This is a genomic window from Salinispora pacifica DSM 45544, assembly GCF_000378845.1.
Lineage (GTDB): Bacteria > Actinomycetota > Actinomycetes > Mycobacteriales > Micromonosporaceae > Micromonospora > Micromonospora pacifica.
On sequence record NZ_KB905359.1, the window covers coordinates 148,267 to 168,386 of the forward strand.

Below are 20,120 nucleotides of genomic sequence, written 5' to 3' on the forward strand. Positions count from 1 at the left end.
CTGTCTCCGGCGGGGACAGGTCGAACGGCCCTAGGTGCTCCGGGTTTATCAGGGCAAGGTTGATGTATCCCCCACATCACGGTCGGGAGAGGGGCCATGTGTAACTACTGCGGTTGTCGGGAGTTCCCGCTGATCGGGCAACTGACCGCCGAACACGAGGCGATCGCCAACGCTGCCGGACGGTTGCGTACGGCGATCACGGTGGGCGCGGACGACCGGGTTGACCTCCTCGACGACCTGCTCACGCTGCTGATGCCGCACACCGAAACCGAGGAACGCGGCCTCTTTCCCGAGCTGCGTGCCGAGGGCAGCCTCACCGAAGCGGTGGAGCAGCTCTGCGACGAGCACGACGACATTCACGGCGTCCTCAGTAACGTCGACCGTGCGGCACCGGACTGGCCGGCGGTGCTGGCTGCTCTGGACCGACTGCACCGGCACATCGACAACGAGGAACACGGGCTGTTCCCAGCCGCGGTCATCGCGCTGCCGATGTCCGCCTGGGACCGGCTGACCCCACCGCAGTCGAACACCGCGGCCCAACAGGCATGACGCCGCCGCGGACCGAGCGGCAGCGCCCGATCGGGACGAACCGGAAGCAGGCAGCGCGCCGGGGCCCGGGCGCGCCGGTGCGGACACCGAAGCAGAACGTCGGGGAACGTCCCTTCATCGTGATCTGGGAGGCCACCCAGGCGTGCCCGCTCGCCTGCCTGCACTGTCGGGCCTCCGCCCGCCCCGACCGGGACCGAGCCGAGCTGAGCACCGAACAAGCCACCGCACTGATGATGCAGGTTGCCGAGTTCGGACGTCCCGCGCCGCTGTTCGTGATCACGGGCGGGGACCCGTTCCAGCGCCCAGACCTGGAGCTGTTGGTCCGGCGCGGCACCGAGCTCGGCCTGCCGGTGTCCGTCTCACCATCAGGCACACCCACCCTCACCCGTCCGGCGCTGACCGCCCTGCGCGCAGCCGGGGCACGGGCGGTTTCGCTGAGCCTCGACGCGGCCACCGCCGCCGGACACGACGGCTTCCGGGGTGTCCCCGGAGTGTGGGACCTGACCATGCAGGCCTGGCGTGACGCCGCCGACCTTGGCCTCAAGGTGCAGATCAACAGCACCGTGACCCGGGATAACGTCCACGATCTGGCGGAGCTGGCCACCCAGGTACGCGACTACGGCGCCCTGCTCTGGAGCGTCTTCTTCCTCGTCCCGACCGGACGGGGTCAGGGACTGCGGAGCCTGGACGCCGCCCAGACCGAGGACGTGCTCAACGTGCTGTACGACCTCGGTGAGACCATCGCGGTCAAGACCACCGAGGCGCACCACTTCCGCCGGGTCTGCCTGCAACGCGAGGCGCTGGCCCGGCGGGGCGACGACCACGTCCGTCTCCTCGGCCTCGGGCGGCTGTACCGGCACCTGCGTGACGACCTCGATTCGCGCGGGTTGACCGGTACCGCCGGCCGGGTCCGGCGGGTGCCGCTACGGGTGAGTGCCGGCAACGGATTTGTCTTCGTGTCCCACCGTGGCGACGTGCATCCCAGCGGCTTCCTGCCGGTAGCGGCCGGCAACGTGCGGCAGCGACCGCTCCGCGACATCTACCGGGATTCGGCGCTGTTCACCGCGCTGCGTGATCCCGAGCGGCTCGGTGGCCGCTGCGGTGGCTGCGAGTTTCGCACCGCCTGCGGCGGATCGCGGGCCCGGGCGTACGCGGTGACCGGCGATATCTGGGCCGAGGAACCGTCCTGCGGCTATCAGCCCGGCTCCTTTCCATACCAGACGGAGCTGGCTCTTTCCGGGCAGTTGTGACCGACAACGGCGCATATTGAGCAATACAGTAATGAAACGGGTCGCTATCAATTGACGTGGCCCGGTGGTCCGCCAATCCGGTTGGTTGGTTGCGTCGCAGTCGGCTTAGGATCCCCGCATGTCCACCGCGCCCGTACTCACCACCGACCTCGCTACCGCCTATCGCGAGCTCTCCGACCTGCGCGCTGGCGTGCTGGATGGTGACTGGGTCGCGCTGCGACGCCTGGTCGACGGCCAGCGCCCGGCTACCCGGACCGAGATGATCGTTTACGCTGGCTCGCTGCCACCGACCGCGGCACTCGCCCGGCGGCAGGTCGAGGCCGACCCGGCCGACGGGCTCGCCGCCGCGCTGCTCGGCAAATGCCTGATCGTGAAGGCCTGGGAGGTACGAACCGGCTATCGGGCCCAGTACGTCAGCCAGGACCAGTTCCGCGAGTTCCATCGGATCCTGCGTGGCGCCGAACAGATGTTGATCGACGCCGCCGCGTACCAGCCGGGTGACCCGGCGATCTGGTATTGCCGCCTTCTCACCGCCCGAGGCCTCGAACTCGGCCAGGCAGAGGCGCGTCGCCGCTACGACCGGCTCGCCGAAGGCGACCCGCACCACCTGCCGGGACAGCTGCAGTATCTACAGCAGATCTGTCCGAAGTGGGGTGGTTCGTACCACGGGATGCACTCCTTCGCCTGGGACGCGATGCTGGCTGCGCCGGAGGGCGCGGCACAGGGCAGTCTTGTCGCCCAAGCCCACTACGAGCACCTGACCGAACTGGCGGGCACCGAACGGGCCGACTACCGCAAGGACCTTCGGGTCCGGGAGGAGCTACGCGAGGCTGCCGCCCGATCGGTGCTGCATCCGGCTTTCGGCACGGAACACGGCTGGGTCGACGCGGTCAGCCGGTTCGCGCTGATCTACAGCGTCCTCGGCGCCCACGCCCTCGCGGCCCCGTACTTCGCCGCGGTCGGCAATCTGGTCAGTGAAAGCGTCTGGGGATACTTCGATGACCCGGTGAAAGAGTTTGACGACTTCCGCCGTAAGGCGATGGCGAAAGGTGACTGGCGATGATCCGGCAGCTGGAGGTCGACGGGGTGCCGGCGCTGCTCGCCCCGACTACGGGGCCCACCCACGCCGGACTCATGTTTCGGGTTGGTCAGGCCGACGAGACCCTGGCCCGGCGTGGGATCACCCACCTGCTGGAGCATCTCGTGCTACACCCGTTGGGAACCGCCGACTATCACTACAACGGCACCACCGGTAGCGTCGTCACCCACTTTCACCTACAGGGGTCGGTTGACGACATCACCACGTTCCTGACGGGCGTGTGCAAGAGCCTGCGTGAGCTGCCGGCCAGTCGGGTGGAGACGGAAAAGGCGATCCTGCGGACCGAGTGGAACAGCAAATCCGGCTCCAGCCTGGACGAGCTGCCGCTGTGGCGATACGGCGCCCGCGGCCACGGCCTGCTCAGCTATCCCGAGTGGGGCCTGCACGCGGTCTCCCTGGAGGACCTGCAGGATTGGGCCCGACGCTACTTCACCAAGGAGAACGCGGTGCTGTGGCTGGCGGGAGCGGACCTACCGGCCGGGCTGCGAATCGACCTTCCAACCGGCCAGCGGATGCCGGTCCCAGCGCCGTCGTCGGCGCTGCCCCAGACCCCGGCGTTCTTCTCCGGCTCCGGCGGCCTGACCGCCATCAACGCCGTGGCTGCCCGTAGCGTGGCCGCCAGCGTGTTCGCCGGGGCGCTGGAGCGGGAACTCTTTCAGGCGCTGCGCCAACGGGACGGACTGTCCTACACCGCTGCCACCAACTACGAACCGCGTGGCGACGGGTACGCGACCATAACCGCACTCGCCGATGCCCTGCCCGAGAAGCAGGATGCGGTGCTCGGCGGATTCATTGACGTTCTGGCGAAGGTTCGGGTCGGTCGGATTGACGAGGCGAACATCGCCGCGGTGATCGGCAAGGCCACGGAGGCGCTCTCCGCTGAGGACGTCGACAGCGCCCGGCTGGCCTCGGCCGCGTTCGACGTGCTCACCGGGGAGGGCCTTACCGCCAGCGACGACCTGCTACGACAGGTGAAGGAGGTTACCCCGGAGGCGGTGCACGAGGTCGCGACCGACGTACTCGCGGACTCGTTGCTGATGACACCGCGTGGGCGTACCGCGGACTGGGCCGGATTCGTCGCTGCGCCGACCTCGTCGACCGCAGTCGTTACCGGCACCGACTATCCTGGGCAGGGTGGTCTGACCCAGCGACTCGTCGTCGGGAACGATGGGGTGAGCGTGGTCAGCAACGACAGTGACGAGTTCGTCACCGTCCACTACGACACCTGTGCCGCGCTGCTCACCTGGCCGGACGGCGGCCGACAACTCCTTGGCGCGGACGGCATCTCGGTTCGCCTCGAACCGACTCTATATCCGGGCTTGCCCACCCAAGCGGTGGATCAGGCGGTACCCGCGCGGGTTCGGGTGGAGCTGCCGGCCCGTGATCCGGCGGAGATCCCGCAGCCGCCCCCGGTATCCCGGCGACCCGGCGTTTTCCGTCGGTTCCGCAGTTTCAGCACCCGGAAGAAGGCTCGCGTCGTCGCACTCGGCTGCGTCACGGCCGGAGTTGTCGGCCTGTCCGCGACGATGTTCATTGGCACGATGACCGGCCAGGTGGAGCTGAGGGCGATAACAGTCATCGGCGGCTTGGTGGGCCCCGTTCTGCTCGTCCGTTCGGTCGTCAAAGCCTGGAAGGAGCCGTACTGAGTCACCCCACGTCCGCCGGTGGCCGAGTCGCACCGGCCCCCTGCCCAGAGTGAGCTCCGTGCGCGCAGGAGGGGGCGTACGCCTGCTCGGGGCGCAGCCCCGTGCCTCGGTCGAACTCCGCGGCGAACCTCGGGGCACCCAGCGCGGCGCGGGCGGCGGCGGTGATTCGGTCCACGTCTCCCCGCTCCCCGGCCGGCAGTGGCGCGCCCACCGAGTCGCGCGCCATCGCCGCTGCGCCGAGCAGCCGGGCCGCCCGCGTGGGGCGACCGTCGATGGCAGCCACGCCGGCCAGCCCCTCCAGCGCCAGCGCCTGCGCCCGCGGGTCGCCGACGGCGCTCGCCAGGGCGAACGACTCGGCGTGCAGGGAATCCGCGGCGGGGGCGGCGCCCTGCAGTTCGGCGATGAAACCCAGCTCCGCCAGGAGCAGGGCCCGCACCACGTCGGCGTCCAGGCCCGGCTGCCGAGTCCAGTCCAGGACGCTCCGTAGCAACCGCTCCGCATCGGCGAGGCGGCCCTCGCGGCGGGCGCCGAGCCCCAGCCCGATCTGCGCGTACAGCTCCGCCGGTTTGCAGCTCTGCGCGGCGGCCAGTCGCAGCGCGCGCTCGTGGAATTCGCGGGCCCGGTCGTAGTCGCCGGTGAGGAGCGCGATGCGGCCCAGGCCGGAGAGGCGGTCCGCGGCCTCCAGCCACAGCCCCAGCCCCTCGGCCAGCTCCAGGCCCTCCCGGTGCAGCCGGGCCGCTTCCGGATAGTCCCCGGTGGCCTCCGCCCGGTTGGTGAGCGGGAAGGACGCCTGCAACTGGCCCCACCGGTCGCCCAACTCGCGGAAGAGGGCGACGGCACGTTCGCCGTCCCGGCGTACCGCCGCCAGGTCGCCGTGAGCCAGTGCCTGACTCGCCCGCAGGCTCAGCGCGGCGGCGACCCCCCACCGGTCGCCGAGCCGCTCGAACTCCGGCAACACCTCGTGGACCAGGGTCTTGCTGCTGGCCACATCGCCGGTGTTGAGCAGCGCGAGCCCGAGGAAGGCCACGGCCCGCGCCCGCGCCGCCAACCCCTCCCCGGCTGGCCAGCCGCCCAGCGCGGGGGCAACCAGCGGTGCGTGTTCGCCGCCGCGCTCCAGCAGCGCCAGTCCGGCGCGCCAGCAGGCGGCGGCGGCCCGTGGCGTCGCCGGCGCGGGACCGGCGACAGCGAGCGCGGCCTCGATTGATCGGCGCGTCTCCCGCAGCCGGCCCCGCAGGTAGCCGTACCAGGCCAGCGCGGTGCTCAGGTCGAGTGCCCCCGCCGCGTCACCGTCAGCGACCGCATTGTCCAGCGCCTGCCGCAGGTTGGCGGTCTCCTGGTCGAGCCGGGCCAGCCACTGCCGCTGCTTCGGGCCGCGCAGCTCCTCATCGGCCCGGCGGGCCAGCGCGGTGTAGTACCGCCGGTGACGGAGACGGACTGTCGCCGCCTCGTTCGCCTCCCGCAACCGCTCGGCGCAGTAGGCCGCCACGGACTCCAGCAGCCGGTGCCGCGGCCCGACCGGCGTCTCGGTCAGGACCACCAGCGAGCGGTCGACCAGGCGGGCCACCAGGTCGAGAACCCGCTCGGCAGGGAGATCATCGTCGGCGCACACCACCTCGGCGGCCTCCAGCGTGCAACCGTCGGCGTGCACCGCAAGCCGCCGCAGGACAAGCTGTTCGGGCTCGCCGAGCAGCTCCCAGCTCCAGTCGATCATCGCGCGGAGGGTCTGCTGGCGGGGTGGTGCGCCCCGGTGCCCGCGGGTCAGTACCCGGAATCGATCGTCTATCCGGGTCAGCAGACCGTGGACTCCCAGTGCGCGGACCCGGGTGGCGGCCAGCTCCAGCGCCAGCGGGATGCCGTCGAGCCGATGGCACAGCTCGGCGACCTCCCGGGCGTTCGTCTCGTCGAGCGCGAACGCGGGCGCGGCGGCTCTCGCCCGGGTGACGAAGAGTCGGACCGCGCTCGCCCGGGCGAGCAACACCGGGTCGCCGACCGCGGGATCCGGCAGGGCCAGCGGAGGTACGGCGCAGACCTGCTCGCCGGCGACGCCCAGCGGCTCCTGGCTGGTGGCCAGCAGGCGGACGCCCGGCGCGTGTCGCAGTACCCGGTTGGCCAGCTCGGCGACGGACTCGACGACGTGTTCGCAGTTGTCCAGGAGCAGCAGGAGTTGGCGACCACGTAGCGCCGCCAGCAACCGCTCGGCCGGCGTGGCGGGCGGTGCGGCGGGCGGGCGCTCCGCGTGTTCGCGGACGCCGAGCACCGCGAGGATCGCCCCGGCCAGGACCGCCGGGTCGGCTTCCAGGGCCGCTAGCTCCACCAGCCACACCCCGTCCGGGTACGCCCCGGCTACCTGGTGGGCCGCCTCGACCGCCATGCGGGTCTTGCCCACCCCGCCGGAGCCCACCAGGGTTACCAGCCGGCCGGCATCGAGTAGACGGTGAAGGTCGCGTACCGCCTCCTCCCGGCCGATCAGCTCGGTCAGCGCTACGGGAAGGTTTCCCGGCACCCGTGCTGGAGATACCGCGCCCGGCGGCGGTGGCGCGATGGTGACCGGGCTGCTCGTCGCCGTTGGGGCGAGCAGCGCCGGGTCCTGCGACAGGATCGCCCGGTGGAGGGCGACCAGCTCGGGACCGGGATCCACGCCCAACTCGTCGGCGAGCTGCCGACGGAATCGGTCGTAGCTGTCCAGCGCCTCACCCTGTCGGCCCGCGCGATACAGCACCCGCAGATGCAGGGCACGCAGGCGCTCCCGGTACGGGTGGTGGGTCAGCAGGTCGGCGAGCTCCCCGCTGTGCGGGTGGTGCTCGCCGAGGGTGAGCCGGGCCTCGGCCCGGTCCTCGATGGCGGTCAACCGCTGCTCCGCCAGCCGCGCGGCCAGTGCCGTGGCGAACGGGGCCTCGGGGAAGTCGGCCAGCACCGGGCCCCGCCACAGCCCGAGCGCCTCGTCGAGGAGCGCGGCCCGGTTGGGCGCGGCGGCGGTGTTGGCGGCCCGCTCCAGCAAGGCCGTGAACCGTTCGGCGTCGGTCGGCTCCGGGCCCGTCCGGAGCAGGTAACCCGGCGGGTGGGAGAGCACGCGGTCGCGGGCGCCGGGGGTCGCGGCGTCCAGGGCACGGCGCAGTCGCCAGACCTTCGTCTGCAGTGCCCCGGTCGGGTTGGCTGGTGGCCGGTCCGTCCACACCTGCTCGCGGAGCCGGTCGATCGACACCGGCTGCCCCTCGTGGGCCAGCAGGGTGGCGAGCAGGAGCCGGACCTTCAGATCGGGCACGGTGACCGGTGTGCCGTCCGCCGTCCAGACACCCAGCGGACCGAGGAGCCCGAAGCGCATGGGGGCACCGTAGCCCAGGGCCCCGACAACGGACCGTGATTTCGCCGGGATTGGACCGAGAGTGCCGCCGGACAGGGTGGACCAGGAGGCTGGGATCCACCGGCCGCACCCCAGGAACGGAGAAAGATCGTGAACCTGCCACCGGTTGTGTCCGCCCAGGAGTGGCAGGCCGCGCGCGAGCGGCTGCTGGTCAAGGAGAAGGAGGCGACCCGAGCCCGGGACGCGCTCGCCGCCGAGCGCCGCCGGCTGCCAATGACCCGCATCGAGCAGGAGTACGTCTTCGACGGGCCCGCCGGCCGGGTCGGCCTGGCCGACGTGTTCGAGGGACGGCGGCAGCTGGTCGTCTACCACTTCATGCTCACCCCCGACTCGTCGCACCACTGCGAGGGCTGCTCCATGTTCGTGGACAACCTCGGGCACCCGGCTCACCTGAACGCACGGGATACCACAGTCGCGTTGATCTCGCGGGCGCCCCGGGCCGAGATCACGCCGTTCCAGGAGCGGATGGGCTGGACGTTGCCCTGGTACTCGTCCTACGGCACCGACTTCAACCCCGACTTCGGGCTGACGTCGGAGGCGGGGGAGTCCTTTGGCCTAAGTGTCTTCCTGCGCGACGGCGACGAGGTGTACCGCACGTACTTCACCACTGGGCGCGGTGTTGAGGCCCTCGGCAGCAACTGGACCCTGCTCGACCTGACTCCGCTGGGCCGGCAGGAGACCTGGGAGGAGACTCCGGGCGGGCGGCCGCAGGGCACGCCGTACAGCTGGTGGCGGCTGCACGACGACTACGACGGGTAGATCCGGGGCCGGTGCGCGGACCCGACGGGATCCTTTGATGGACATCAACGAGAGCCGGGCTGGCCGGCGGGAATGGGTGGGGCTCGCGGTGCTCGCCCTGCCCACGCTGCTGCTGGCACTTGACCTCAACGTGCTGTACCTGGCGTTACCGCAGTTGAGCGCCGACCTGGCGCCGGATGCCGCCCAACTGCTGTGGATCATGGACAGCTACGGCTTCATGATCGCCGGATTCCTGGTCACGATGGGTACCCTCGGTGACCGGATCGGTCGACGACGCCTGCTGATGATCGGCGCCGCTGCCTTCGGCGTGGCCTCAATCGTCGCCGCGTACTCGAACAGCGCCGAGATGCTGATCGGCACGCGGGCGCTGCTGGGAGTTGCCGGCGCGACGCTGATGCCGTCCACCCTGTCGCTGATCAGCAACATGTTCCGCAGTCCGGAGCAGCGTACCGTGGCCATCGGGACCTGGATGAGCTGTTTCATGATCGGCTCGATCCTCGGCCCACTGATCGGCGGGGCCCTGCTCGAGTCCTTCTGGTGGGGCTCGGTGTTCCTGCTCGCCGTACCCGTGATGGCCGTACTGCTGATCGCCGCGCCGGTCCTGTTGCCGGAGTACCGAAACCCCGAAGCCGGCCGCCTGGACCCGGTGAGCGTCGTGCTCTCCCTGGTCACCGTCCTACCGGTCGTCTGGGGCCTCAAGGAGTTGGCCAAGGACGGCCTCGGCGTGGCGCCATTGTTGGCCATGATGGTCGGCCTCGCGGTCGGTGCGGTCTTCGTCCGCCGGCAGCGCCGGCTCGCCCACCCACTGCTGGAGGTCCGCCTCTTCGCCAACCGCACCTTCAGCGCGGCTCTGCTCATCATGCTGGTCGGTGGGACCACCATCGGGGGCATCGCCCTGCTCTTCGCGCAGTACGCCCAGCTCGTCGTGGGCCTCTCCCCGCTGCGAGCCGGCCTGTGGATGTTGCCGTACGCGATCGCCATGCTGGCCGGTTCGATGCTGGCGCCGCTGCTCGCGCGGCGCGTCACCCCGGGCTACGTGGTGGCCGGCGGCATGGTGGTCGCGGCGGTCGGCTACTCGCTGATCGGCCTGGTGGGCAGCGCCGGTGGGCTCGGCCTGGCAGTGCTCGGCCTGGTACTGGTCTACCTCGGGTTCGGCCCCGGGGCCGTGTTGGGCACCGATCTGGCCATCGGGGCCGCTCCACCACAGCGGACCGGGTCCGCATCGTCGATCTCCGAGACCAGCACCGAACTCGGGGTCGCGCTTGGTGTCGCGCTGCTGGGCAGCGTCGGCACAGCGGTGTACCGCAGTGCGGTCGCCGCCGCCATCCCGGTGGGCCTGCCAGGAGATGCCGGCGAGGCGGCTGCGGAATCCCTCGCCGGCGCCACCGTCGTCGCCGAGCAGCTGCCCGAGCCGGCCGGCGCGGCGCTGCTGGAGGCGGCGCGGGTCGCGTTCACCGGTGGCTTCAACACCGCCGGCGGGGTGAGCGCCGGGCTGGCGGTGCTCCTCGCCGTGGTGTCGGCGTCGCTGCTGCGCCGGGTTCGTCCGACGGCGGAGCGGCCGGCCTCCGCCGGCTCGCCCCCACCGCACATCGAGCGGGAGCCTGTTAGCCCTACTGGGCGACCCAGCCCCGGGTCTCCCCGAGGACGGCCGAACCATTGAGGTCCGACAGCGACCGGCCCACAAAGTCCCGCGCCTCGTTCGAGGTCTGCGTCCGGAAGGGCAGCTCCGGCGCGGTCAGCACCTCCATGACCACAGCTGCGACCTCGTCGGACGTTTGAGGCTTGCCGGTGTCCGCCTCGTACATCGCCTGGACCCGCTGCACGTACGCGGTAAGCGCCGGCGCGTACGGCCCGGCCTGCGCCACCATGGCCGGGATGTCCACGTTGGCGTTGGCCACGAATTCGCTGACAACTGCGGCGGGCTCGATGATGCCAACCTGCACGCCGACCGTGCGGGCGACCGGCGCCAGCGACTGCATGAAGCCCTCGACGGCGAACTTGGCGGCGCAGTACGCCTCGTTGAAGGGCTGCCCGACACTGCCACCGACGCTGCTGATGGTCAGGAGGCGGCCGCCGCTGGACCGCAGGTGCGGCATCGCCGCCTGGGATACCTGGATCACGCCGAAGAAGTTCACCTCGACGCAGGCGCGGATGTCGGCGAGGTCGTCATTCTCCACGGTGCCGAGGTACGCGGCGCCGGCGTTGTTGATCACGGCATCGAGCCGGCCGTGCTCGGCCGCCACCGAGTCGATACCGTCCCGGACCGACTCGTCGGTGACGTCGAGGGCACGGATATCCAGGGACACCCCGGCGGCCGCCGCGGCGGCGTTCAACGCCTCCGCCCTTGTGGTGTCCCGCATCGTAGCCACGGTCGTCCAGCCCGCACGGGCGCAGGCGATGGCGGTGGCCAGTCCGATTCCGGAGGACGTTCCAGTGATCAGGACGCAGCGATTCGGGTTCGTGTTCAATGCTCACCCCAGGTCGGAACGGGATTTCCGGCCGTCCGGCAAACGCGGTGTGCCTGCCATGGACATCCGTTCATCCGACAGTACGCGGTGAGCCGCTCCGCGGCCGCCGAGTCGCGGGATCCGGGTCCCGCCCGACCCCGGGTCCCGCCCGAGGGCGGTACGGATCGTGGGCAGCCGCCGGGTCAGCCGACGACGCCGTTGCGGTATGCCCAGATCACGATGTTGACGCGGTCCCGTACGCCGAGCTTCGCCAGCACCCGGCCGACGTGGGTCTTCACCGTGACCTCGGCGAGGTGTAGCCGTTGGGCGATCTCGGCGTTGCTTGCTCCCGCCACGACCAGGTGGAAGACGTCGCGCTCCCGGGCGGTAAAGTCATCAATGAGGATTCGGGTCGCGTAGTCATCGCTGTCGTATGTGGTCAGTGCGATGATCTTCGGGCGAGGCCCGGGGGCGGCGAGGATGGCCCGGGTGGCGGTAATACCGTCGGTGTGGGGCATCCGGATGTCCATCAGAATGACGTCCGGCTGGTGCGCGGCGGCGAGGTCAACCGCTTCCGCACCGGTGGCGGCGGTGGCGACTACCCGCAGGCCGGCGGCGGAGTTGACGACGAGCGTGAATCCCGTACGGACGAGGTCCTGGTCGTCGGCGATGAGCACCGTGATGGGCGGCTCGGTCACGACAGCGTTCCCTCCTAGACCAGCGGCCACTTGGTGGTGACCGTAAATGCGCTTAGGTTGTCTCGCGGATCTTGGTGGTACGTCTGCCGTCCCTGTTACCGTCAGGCGGTCGCCTTCGTGCCAGGTCCCCGTGGTTTCGCCCTGGTGACATCTCAGCGAGAGGAGTTTCGCGTGCCGGATGTGCAGCGGTCGGAGCTGGTCGAACTGCTTGACCTCGCGCCCCACCCCGAGGGCGGCTGGTTCCGAGAGACGTGGCGCTCGACCCAGACGCTGCGTCCCACCGGGTACGACGGCAGCCGGAGCGCGGCTACGGCCATCTATTTCCTGCTGCACCCGGGTGAGCGCTCCCGTTGGCATGTGGTGCGCTCGGACGAGCTGTGGTTGTGGCATTCGGGCGGTCCGCTGACGCTGCGCTTCGGCGGCTCTGGCCAGCAGCCGGCGGACGACTCCAGAGAGGTTGCTCTCGGCGCGGATGTCTCCGCCGGTCAGCGTCCGCAGGTGCTGATTCCGGGTGGGACGTGGCAGGCCGCGATCCCCACCGGTGATCAGCCGGTCCTGGTCAGCTGTGTGGTGGCACCCGGGTTCGACTTCGCTGACTTCCAGCTGGAATAGGGGTCTCGCCGGGGGAGCGGCGGCTGCCGCGTCGTCATACCTGCGGAGGAGGATCGCGGGCGTGTACGAAGAACTAGCCTCGCCGCTGCCGTACGTCGTCGCGTGGCGTAGCGTCACGGCACCGGGTGGCGCTCCGGCACGGGTGCTGCCCGACGGTTGCCTCGACCTGATTTGGCGGGACGGTGGGGTCTTTGTCGCGGGGCCGGACACGTCCGCTCGGATGGCGTCCTCCGCGCCGGGCAGTCGCTACGCCGCGCTGCGCTTCGGTGCCGGGACCGGGCCCGGCGTGCTCGGCATACCCGCCAGCGAGGTGGTCGATCGGCAGGTGCCGTTGGAAACGGTGTGGCCGCCGGCCTCCGTCCGCGCCATCGCCGAGGCGGCGGATCCGCTCGCCGCCTTGACGGCCGCGGCGCGCCGTCGCTGGCACGGCACCGACCGGGTGCTGGTTTCCTTGGCCGGTGCCGCGCGGGCCGGACTGTCCGTTGGCCTGGTCGCGGCGCGCTGCGGCCTCAGCTCCCGGCAGCTGCAGCGACGCAGCAATGCCGCGTTCGGTTACGGGCCGAAGACCCTGCACCGGATCCTGCGGATGCAGCGGGCCGTCGCGTTGGCGCGGACCGGTCAGCCCTTCGCGTCGGTAGCAACCGAGGCGGGCTACGCCGACCAGGCCCACCTCGCCCGCGAGGTGCGGGCGTTGGCCGGGGTGCCGCTCACCGCGCTACTGGGGTGACGGGAGCTGGGCGAAGAGGTCCACGACGTTGTCGTCCGGGTCACGCACCTGTGCATAGCGTTGTCCCCACGGTGCGTCCCAGGGCTCCTGGACCGACGGGTAGCCGGCGGCGACGAGGTCGGCGTGGAGCTTCTCCACCTCGCCCGCGTCCGCGCAGCGAAAGGCCCAACCGCCGGAGGGCGGTCCAGGTTCGTAGTCGGGGTCGAACGACCGTATTGAGGCGTGGGTGTCCCACATGAGGCGGATGCCGCCGGAGACGGTCACCTCGACGTGCGGCTCATCCTCCGCGCCGGCCGGAAACGGCAGGCCGAGTCGGCGGTAGAAGGATAGAGATGCTGCCATGTCGGCCACCGCAAGGCCGATCGCGCTGAAGGTGGGTGCCATGACCTCGACGGTACGAGCGGCTCGCCGCTCCGTCTTGAACGAATCGGACGGGCACTGGAATGTCCTGGTCCGGGCGGACACCCCGGCTGCCCCGCTCCACTGCGCCGCGGCTTCGACGTGGCGGGTCACACCCCCGCCTCACCGGGCGAGCCGCGCCGCCACCGCGGATGTCCAGATGAACAGGGGGAACACGGCTACCCGTTCCATGCCGCCGACGCCGATGCCGAGGTCAACCTGGGCCAGGAACAGGGCTGTACCGCCCAACCCGACCAGGCCCAGGGTGAGGCTGAGCGGGCGCATCGAGGTCAGCACCGGTGAGCGGCGGGCCAGCGCGGCCACGAGCATTCCGCCGTTGGCCAGGAAGAAGATCAGTATGGCCCCGAGGAAATGCTTGTTCTCGTTGACATCCGCTGGGTAGGCCCCAGCCAGGACGTAGCCGCTCGCGCCGGCGAGCGTCAGCAGCTGCACGGTCCGTGCGGCGATTCCGGGTCCCAGCGCTGACCAGGTGAGAAAGACGCCGAGTGCGAGCAGTACCCCGGTGCTGACCATGGCGCTGTTCATCGCGACATGCCAGGGCGAGCACACTTCACGAGGGCGGGTGGTGTCCCACCTCCCACAGGTCACATTGCCCAGGTCACTGATGTTGTTGGTGCTCCAGCTGAACCGTGGCTGCCGCCAGGCCAAACCGATTGTCAGGTTTGCGGCGAGGAAGAGCGGGGCGGCGAGCAGCCAGCTGTGAGCGCCAAGGCGGTGTATACCCATTCGGCAAGTCCAGCGCGTCCCGGCGGGCCTCGCACTGGGCCTGGTCAGTCAGTCAGAGGTAGGGCTGGGTATACCCGAGGAATACACGTACGCAGCTGGTTCGACCTATCTGTCCTGGTTAGCGTTGCCGCATGACCTTGGATCGACCCCGACACCTGGTGGCGGCACTTCGCCGGCGTGGCTACCTGCTCTCATCCTGGCCGTGGCGTGCCCTGGCGTACGCCGCCGGCACCCTCCCGATCGCCGGCGCCCTCTTCGCTGGGCTGCTCGTTGTCGCCGTACCCCTGTGGGCGGTTGTCTCTGCGGTGCGGCAGGGTCAGTCGGTGGAGCTTCCCGTCATCATATTTCTCACCGTCGCCGGGCTGGCCCTGCTCGCCCTGGCGCCGATCGTGAGTGCCGTGGTGGCTCCGTTCGAGCGGTGGCGGCTCGGCCTGGTTGACCCACGTCCGCTTGCGGGAGCGCGGCTCCGGGGTCTGGCCGCCCGCTACACCAGCCCAGCGGCGTGGCGGGAAGTGGCCTACCTCTGCTGGCTGGGCGGGGCGGTGCCGGTCGCGTACTGGATGCTCTTTTTGCTCATTCTGCTGGACCTCACGCTGATCGCCAGCCCTTGGTTGGCCGTCGACAGCGACCGGGTCATCCTCGTCCAGACCACGGTCGACACCCCAGGCCAGGCGATCCCGTACGCGGTCGTGGGCCTGCTGTTCATTCCGGTGTTGTGGTACCTGCTCGGGCTGCTCGTCGCCGTTCAGGCGGTCGTGGCCCGCCGGTTGCTCGGGGGACCCGTGGCCGGGGCGGCGCTGCGGGAGGTCACCCGCTCCCGGACCCGGCTGGTCAACGCGTACGAGGCCGAACGCCGCCGGATCGAGCGGGATGTGCACGACGCGGCCCAGCCCCGGCTGACCAGCCTCACCCTCCAGCTCGGCCTGGCGAAGCTCGACGTGCCCGACGACTCCCCGGCCGCGAAGCCACTGGCCATCGCACACGGACAGGCCAAGGCCCTGATGGTGACGCTCCGGCAGATCGTGCAGGGCATCCGCCCGCAGCACCTCGCCGAGCTCGGTCTCGCCGGTGCCGTCCGGGAACTGGCCGCGGCCACCACCGTCCCGTTCGCCGTCCACGCCGACCTCCGGCAACCCCTGCCGGAGCTGGTCGAGACCACCGCCTACTTCGTGGTCTCCGAGTCCGTCAGCAACGTGGCCCAGCACGCTCAGGCGACCCGGGCCGAGGTGCGGTTGACCCAGGCCGACCGGGAACTCGTCGTGGAGGTCGAAGACGACGGCCGCGGCGGCGCCAGCCCCGGCCAGGGCACCGGCCTGACCGGCCTCGCCGACCGGGTCGCCGCGGTCAACGGACGGCTGCTGCTCGCCAGCCCGGCCGGTGGCCCCACCGTGTTGCGGGTGGAGCTGCCATGGCACCGATGACCCGGGTTGTGCTGGCCGAGGATGAGGTTCTGCTGCGCGAGGGTCTCGTCGGCCTGCTGACCAGGTTCGACTTCGAGGTGGTCGCTGCCGTCGGCTCCGTGCCGGCACTGCTGGACGCGGTCCGCACCCAGAAGCCGGACCTGGTCGTGACCGATATCCGTATGCCGCCCCAGCACCGGGATGACGGCCTGCGCGCGGCCGTCACGCTGCGTGCGGAACAGCCGCATCTAGCAGTCGTGGTGCTCAGTCAGTACGTGCAGAGCGAGTACGCCTCCGCCCTGCTCAACAGTGGTGACGGGCGCCGGGTCGGCTATCTGCTCAAGGACCGGGTCGCCGACGTCGCCGAGTTCGTCGCGACGCTGCGTCGGGTGGCGGCTGGCGGAACAGCCATCGACCCCGACGTCGTACGGCAGCTGTTGCTTCGCCCCCGTGACCCGCTCGCCACCCTGTCCACCCGCGAACGCGAGGTACTCGCGCTGATCGCCGAAGGTCACTCCAACGCGGCGATCGCGGGGAAGCTCTTCATCACCGAGGCGGCGATCGGCAAGCATGTCGGCAACATCCTGACCAAGCTTGAGCTGCCGCCCAGTGATGACACCAATCGCCGGGTGTTGGCTGTCCTCACCTACCTACGCACGGGCCCGCCGTACCCCTCGTAGGGGCGGGTCTCTCCCCGGCCCGCCGTCAGGTGAGCAGCGGCTCCAGGATGCTGGGGGTGGTCGCCTCGGTATTGCTGAGCACCACGAACCGGCGGCCTAGTTCCGGAATGTGCCCGACGAACGTCTGGTAGCCCGCGCTGTGTCGGCGGATCGTTGGACGATCTGCGCCAACAGTACGCACCCCGGGCTGCTGTATCTCCAGCCCGCGCCGGGTGGGAATTGCAGCGGTACGGAGTGAAAGGTTTTCAGTAGTTCGCTCGGCTGGACCCGCTGCCCCAGATCAATCATGGGGTAGTCGTCCCAGTGGCCGAGGCCGGAGGTGTGGCTGAGCAGGTGGTGCAGGGTGATGTCCCGCCACTGTTCCGGGCAGCCGTCGATCCAGCGGCTGATGGGATCCTCGAGGAGTAGCGTGCCCTCTTCCACCAGCAGGAGCAGGGCAGCGGCGGTGAACTGCTTGCTGACCGAGGCGAGCTGGAAGCGGGACTTTGTGTAGTCGGCCACGACGACCTCGTCGCCCTGTTGTACTGCTATGTCCACTTGGGCCATGCCGCACACCCTAGCGCGCTACGGGTGCGTGGCTTGGTGGTCGCCGGACGGCGGGCAGTGAAGTTTCGAGAATGTTTCCGAAAACTCTTGCAACTTATTTCATAGATGCCGCATCGTGTTCGCTACCGGATGGCCGTCCGCCCTTGCCGAGCGCCCCTTCGCACGAGAGGTCCCCGTCATGGAAACCGCGAGACCACATCCAGTTGGCCGCACCGGCCGTCTGGTGCTCGCCGCCGCGCTGGTCGCGGTGGGCGGCACAGCGGTCGTCACCGCCGCGACCACCGCCAGCTCCGCCCGCGCCGCAGTCGTGCTCAACGACAGCGAGGTGACCGCCAACCTGTGGCAGTGGAACTGGAACTCGGTCGCCACCGCCTGCACCGACCACCTCGGCCCCGCCGGCTACGGCGCGGTGCAGGTGGCCCCGCCGCAGGAGTCGGTGTACCTACCCAACAGCGCTGACGGGGTGCACCCCTGGTACGAGGTCTACCAGCCGGTCTCGTACCAGCTGGAGAGCCGGTTCGGTAGCCGGGAGCAGTTCGCCGGTATGGTCAGCACCTGCCACGATGCGGGCGTGCGCGTCTATGTGGATGCGATCGTCAACCACATGGCCGGCACCAACAACCCGCCCGGCACCCGCGGCTACGCCGGCACCGAGTTCTCCGGCTACAGCTACCCCTCGGTTCCCTATGGCGGGGGCGACTTCCATCGCCCGGGCGACAACTGCCCGACCGACGGCTCCATCAATGACTGGGACAACGTAGCCCAGGTGACCAGCTGCGAGCTGCTCTCCCTGGCCGATCTCTACACCGAGAAGGAGTACGTGCGCGACACGATCGCGGGGTACCTGAACGACCTGATCGGCCTCGGCGTCGACGGTTTCCGGGTGGACGCGGTCAAGCACATTCGGAAGGACGACTTCGCGGCGATCCTCAGCCGGCTGGACGACACCGTCGCGGAGGGGAAGCGCCCCTACGTCGCCCAGGAGATCTTCGACGGCGCCAACAACCCTGACCTTCAGGCCCGGGCGTTCATCGGCAACGGCGACGTGCTCGACTTCGCGTACGCCAAGGGCATTCGCTCCGCCTTCCAGGGCTCGATCGCGACGTTGGGCAACATTCCGAACTGGAACCTCGACGCGCCGAGTGCCAACGTCTTCTCGATGGTCACCAATCACGACCTGGAGCGAGACGGGGTGGTGCTGTCGTACAAGGACGGCACCGACTACGTGCTCGCCAACTACTTCGCGCTGGCCTACCCGCACGGCAAACCGTCGGTCTTCGACAGCTTCACCTGGTCGAATCGGAATCAGTCCCCGCCACACAACGGTGGTGGGTATGTCACCGACACGGTCTGCGGTGGCGCCTGGAACTGCCTGAGCCAGAGCACCGGCATCAAGGGCATGGTGGGCTGGGCCAACGCGGCGCGTTTGGTCCAGAGCGTCGCCGACTTCACCGCGGTCAACGACAACGTGATCGGCTTCCACCGGGGCGACCGGGCCTGGATCGGCATCAACGACTCCGGTGGCACCGCCACCGCCACCTTCGCCACCGGCCTCGCCGACGGTGCCTACTGCGACGTCATCTCCGGCGCGGCCGACGGTAGCGGCTGCACCGGCGCTACGGTGAGTGTCACCGGCGGTCAGGCCACCGTGAGCATCCCGGCGAACAACGCTGTCGCCATCCACGTCAACGCCCGCCCCGGCGCGACGCCGTCGCCGACGGTCAGCCCCACCGGTGACCCCACCGACGAGATCGCCACGACCTTCACGGTCAGCGCGACCCCCAGCGCCGATCAGGACGTCTACGCCGTCGGTAGCATCGCCGAGCTCGGCTCCTGGGCCCCGGCCGCCGCGGTGCGGCTGACCCCGCAGGGTGGGAACACCTACCGCGGCACGATCGACCTGCCCCCGTCCACCGCGGTCGAGTACAAGTTCATCAAGGTGACCGGCGGGGGAGACGTGACCTGGGAATCCGGCGAGAACCGGAGCTTCACCACCCCCGCCTCCGGTACGTACGCGCTGACCGAGACCTTCCGGGGCGACTCGATCCCCGCCCCGGCGATCCCCAGTTCGTTCCACGCCACCGTCTACACCTACTTCGGGCAGAACGTCTTTGTGGTCGGTAATGTCGCGGAACTGGGCAGCTGGAATCCGGACAACGCCATCGCGCTCTCCGCGGCCGACTACCCGGTCTGGCGGGCGACCGTCGACCTGCCGCCGAGCACCCACATCGAGTACAAGTACGTGAAGAAGAATCCGGATGGCTCGGTGACCTGGGAGTCCCAGTCAAACCGAAGCTTCACCACCCCGACCACCGGCACCCGCACCAACACGGACACCTGGCGCTAGCCGCAGCCGGGCTCACCCTCGGACTACCTCCGCGGGTGGGCCCTGGTGGTGGGCACGGCCCCGTGGGCGGTGGTGTCTCGCCGCGCCGGCCTGGCCACCTGCGGTGGGCACCCTACCGGCGCGCGAGTTCCGCCTCGATTCGGCGGACCAGTGTCTTTCGGCTCTTGCCGGCGCGTTCGCGCCGTAGCGCCGACCGGAGTTGGCGGGTGTCGAGCCCGGTCAGCCGTTTCGCCGCGTCGGGGACCCGCAGGTCGAGTAGCCGGTCGACCGACGTGGTGTCGCGGCGGGTACGGCTGGCCGGGCCGGTGTTGGCCACGTACTGCCGGCCGCTCCTCGACGCCTTACGTTTCTTGGTGTCGGTGGCGCGGCGTTCCTTTTCGGGGAGTTCCTTCCACACGCGTTCGGGCAGGTAGCGCTTTGTCTCGCCGTCCTGCCGCGCCCGGGTGCCGCCCTCTCGGGTTTGCCACTTCTCGCGGCCCCACTGTCGCAGGGATCGCTGCCGTTCGTCTCGTGGCCCCTGGTAGCCTCCGCCCTGCTTCTCGTACTCCTTGACCAGCAGTTGCGACTTTCGGGCCGACCACTGTCCGGGCCGGGCGCCCTTGTCGGATGCCTTGATCTCGTCTTTGAGTCTTCTTCGTAGCTTCGGATCGGTGTACCGCGCCATGCCCTCGGCTACCCGGTGTCGGCACACCCTACGCCCCGCATCCCAGGTCGAGCGATGGGCCGGATGCGCCTTGATCCGTTAAGCAGTGATTACGGAAAGTTTCCCTTCCGTTGCGTCGACAGCCAGCTTAATCTATGTGTGGAAGCGCTCCCAGTCGTTGACCATCACCACTAGGAGCTTCCCGTGTCT

Annotated in this window: 17 protein-coding genes and 1 pseudogene; 11 read left to right on the forward strand and 7 right to left on the reverse strand. The window is 70.1% G+C overall.

Going from position 1 to position 20,120, the window contains the following annotated elements; translation table 11 throughout:
* Window positions 1-96 precede the first annotated feature (96 nt).
* The 4 genes from SALPAC3_RS0100540 (at window position 97) to SALPAC3_RS0100555 (ending at window position 4,544) form a co-directional block, all read left to right on the forward strand.
* Complete coding sequence (locus SALPAC3_RS0100540; RefSeq protein WP_018219309.1) at window positions 97-549, forward strand: hemerythrin domain-containing protein; 453 nt, start codon at window positions 97-99, stop codon at window positions 547-549.
* Window positions 546-1,799 carry a TIGR04053 family radical SAM/SPASM domain-containing protein gene (locus tag SALPAC3_RS0100545; protein WP_018219310.1) on the forward strand — a complete coding sequence of 418 codons (1,254 nt, stop codon included), beginning with the start codon at window positions 546-548 and terminating at the stop codon, window positions 1,797-1,799. The genes SALPAC3_RS0100540 and SALPAC3_RS0100545 overlap by 4 nt, the downstream gene beginning before the upstream one ends.
* Before the next feature lie 118 nt (window positions 1,800-1,917).
* On the forward strand, window positions 1,918-2,862 hold the full coding sequence (locus tag SALPAC3_RS0100550; RefSeq protein WP_018219311.1) for a hypothetical protein: 945 nt from the start codon (window positions 1,918-1,920) through the stop codon (window positions 2,860-2,862).
* A complete protein-coding gene (locus SALPAC3_RS0100555; RefSeq protein WP_018219312.1) occupies window positions 2,859-4,544 on the forward strand; it encodes a M16 family metallopeptidase in 1,686 nt (561 codons plus the stop codon). Before SALPAC3_RS0100550 ends, SALPAC3_RS0100555 begins: the two co-directional genes overlap by 4 nt.
* A 1-nt stretch (window position 4,545) precedes the next feature.
* On the opposite strand, the gene SALPAC3_RS0100560 is transcribed toward SALPAC3_RS0100555, so the two are convergent.
* Window positions 4,546-7,866 (reverse strand): AfsR/SARP family transcriptional regulator, encoded by a 3,321-nt coding sequence (locus tag SALPAC3_RS0100560; protein ID WP_018219313.1) that lies wholly within the window; start codon window positions 7,864-7,866, stop codon window positions 4,546-4,548.
* Between the two features lie 129 nt (window positions 7,867-7,995).
* Here SALPAC3_RS0100560 and SALPAC3_RS0100565 point away from each other — a divergent pair, with 129 nt between their 5' ends.
* Both SALPAC3_RS0100565 and SALPAC3_RS0100570 read left to right on the forward strand, forming a co-directional pair.
* A complete protein-coding gene (locus SALPAC3_RS0100565; protein ID WP_018219314.1) occupies window positions 7,996-8,664 on the forward strand; it encodes a DUF899 domain-containing protein in 669 nt (222 codons plus the stop codon).
* A gap of 37 nt (window positions 8,665-8,701) precedes the next feature.
* Complete coding sequence (locus tag SALPAC3_RS0100570) at window positions 8,702-10,324, forward strand: MFS transporter (RefSeq protein WP_018219315.1); 1,623 nt, start codon at window positions 8,702-8,704, stop codon at window positions 10,322-10,324.
* On the opposite strand, the gene SALPAC3_RS0100575 is transcribed toward SALPAC3_RS0100570, so the two are convergent.
* Together SALPAC3_RS0100575 and SALPAC3_RS0100580 are read right to left on the reverse strand one after the other, a co-directional pair.
* Window positions 10,275-11,132 (reverse strand): SDR family NAD(P)-dependent oxidoreductase, encoded by an 858-nt coding sequence (locus tag SALPAC3_RS0100575; RefSeq protein ID WP_018219316.1) that lies wholly within the window; start codon window positions 11,130-11,132, stop codon window positions 10,275-10,277. The genes SALPAC3_RS0100570 and SALPAC3_RS0100575 overlap by 50 nt on opposite strands.
* Window positions 11,133-11,314: 182 nt before the next feature.
* The gene (locus SALPAC3_RS0100580) at window positions 11,315-11,809 is read right to left on the reverse strand and encodes a response regulator transcription factor (RefSeq protein WP_018219317.1); all 495 of its coding nucleotides are present in this window, start codon (window positions 11,807-11,809) and stop codon (window positions 11,315-11,317) included.
* A 171-nt stretch (window positions 11,810-11,980) separates the two neighbouring features.
* On the opposite strand from SALPAC3_RS0100580, the gene SALPAC3_RS0100585 reads away from it, so the two are divergent.
* Both SALPAC3_RS0100585 and SALPAC3_RS0100590 read left to right on the forward strand, forming a co-directional pair.
* Window positions 11,981-12,421 carry a cupin domain-containing protein gene (locus SALPAC3_RS0100585; RefSeq protein WP_018219318.1) on the forward strand — a complete coding sequence of 147 codons (441 nt, stop codon included), beginning with the start codon at window positions 11,981-11,983 and terminating at the stop codon, window positions 12,419-12,421.
* 61 nt (window positions 12,422-12,482) lie between these two features.
* On the forward strand, window positions 12,483-13,148 hold the full coding sequence (locus SALPAC3_RS0100590; protein WP_018219319.1) for a helix-turn-helix domain-containing protein: 666 nt from the start codon (window positions 12,483-12,485) through the stop codon (window positions 13,146-13,148).
* Here SALPAC3_RS0100590 and SALPAC3_RS0100595 read toward each other — a convergent pair.
* Together SALPAC3_RS0100595 and SALPAC3_RS0100600 are read right to left on the reverse strand one after the other, a co-directional pair.
* Complete coding sequence (locus SALPAC3_RS0100595) at window positions 13,137-13,532, reverse strand: VOC family protein (RefSeq protein WP_018219320.1); 396 nt, start codon at window positions 13,530-13,532, stop codon at window positions 13,137-13,139. The genes SALPAC3_RS0100590 and SALPAC3_RS0100595 overlap by 12 nt on opposite strands.
* A 138-nt stretch (window positions 13,533-13,670) precedes the next feature.
* Entirely contained in the window at window positions 13,671-14,294 is a 624-nt protein-coding gene (locus SALPAC3_RS0100600) for a DUF998 domain-containing protein (protein ID WP_018219321.1), read from the reverse strand.
* A 131-nt stretch (window positions 14,295-14,425) separates the two neighbouring features.
* On the opposite strand from SALPAC3_RS0100600, the gene SALPAC3_RS0100605 reads away from it, so the two are divergent.
* Entirely contained in the window at window positions 14,426-15,715 is a 1,290-nt protein-coding gene (locus SALPAC3_RS0100605; RefSeq protein ID WP_018219322.1) for a sensor histidine kinase, read from the forward strand.
* Window positions 15,703-16,374: a response regulator transcription factor gene (locus SALPAC3_RS0100610; protein WP_018219323.1), complete on the forward strand. Its 672-nt coding sequence runs from the start codon at window positions 15,703-15,705 to the stop codon at window positions 16,372-16,374. Before SALPAC3_RS0100605 ends, SALPAC3_RS0100610 begins: the two co-directional genes overlap by 13 nt.
* A 25-nt stretch (window positions 16,375-16,399) precedes the next feature.
* Here SALPAC3_RS0100610 and SALPAC3_RS25190 read toward each other — a convergent pair.
* Window positions 16,400-16,875 (reverse strand): annotated as a pseudogene (locus tag SALPAC3_RS25190) (serine hydrolase domain-containing protein).
* A gap of 223 nt (window positions 16,876-17,098) precedes the next feature.
* On the opposite strand from SALPAC3_RS25190, the gene SALPAC3_RS0100620 reads away from it, so the two are divergent.
* The gene (locus SALPAC3_RS0100620) at window positions 17,099-19,267 is read left to right on the forward strand and encodes a carbohydrate-binding module family 20 domain-containing protein (RefSeq protein ID WP_018219325.1); all 2,169 of its coding nucleotides are present in this window, start codon (window positions 17,099-17,101) and stop codon (window positions 19,265-19,267) included.
* Between the two features lie 112 nt (window positions 19,268-19,379).
* On the opposite strand, the gene SALPAC3_RS0100625 is transcribed toward SALPAC3_RS0100620, so the two are convergent.
* Window positions 19,380-19,931, reverse strand: a complete 552-nt coding sequence (locus SALPAC3_RS0100625; RefSeq protein WP_018219326.1) for a DUF5872 domain-containing protein — start codon at window positions 19,929-19,931, stop codon at window positions 19,380-19,382.
* Between the last annotated feature and the right edge of the window lie 189 nt (window positions 19,932-20,120).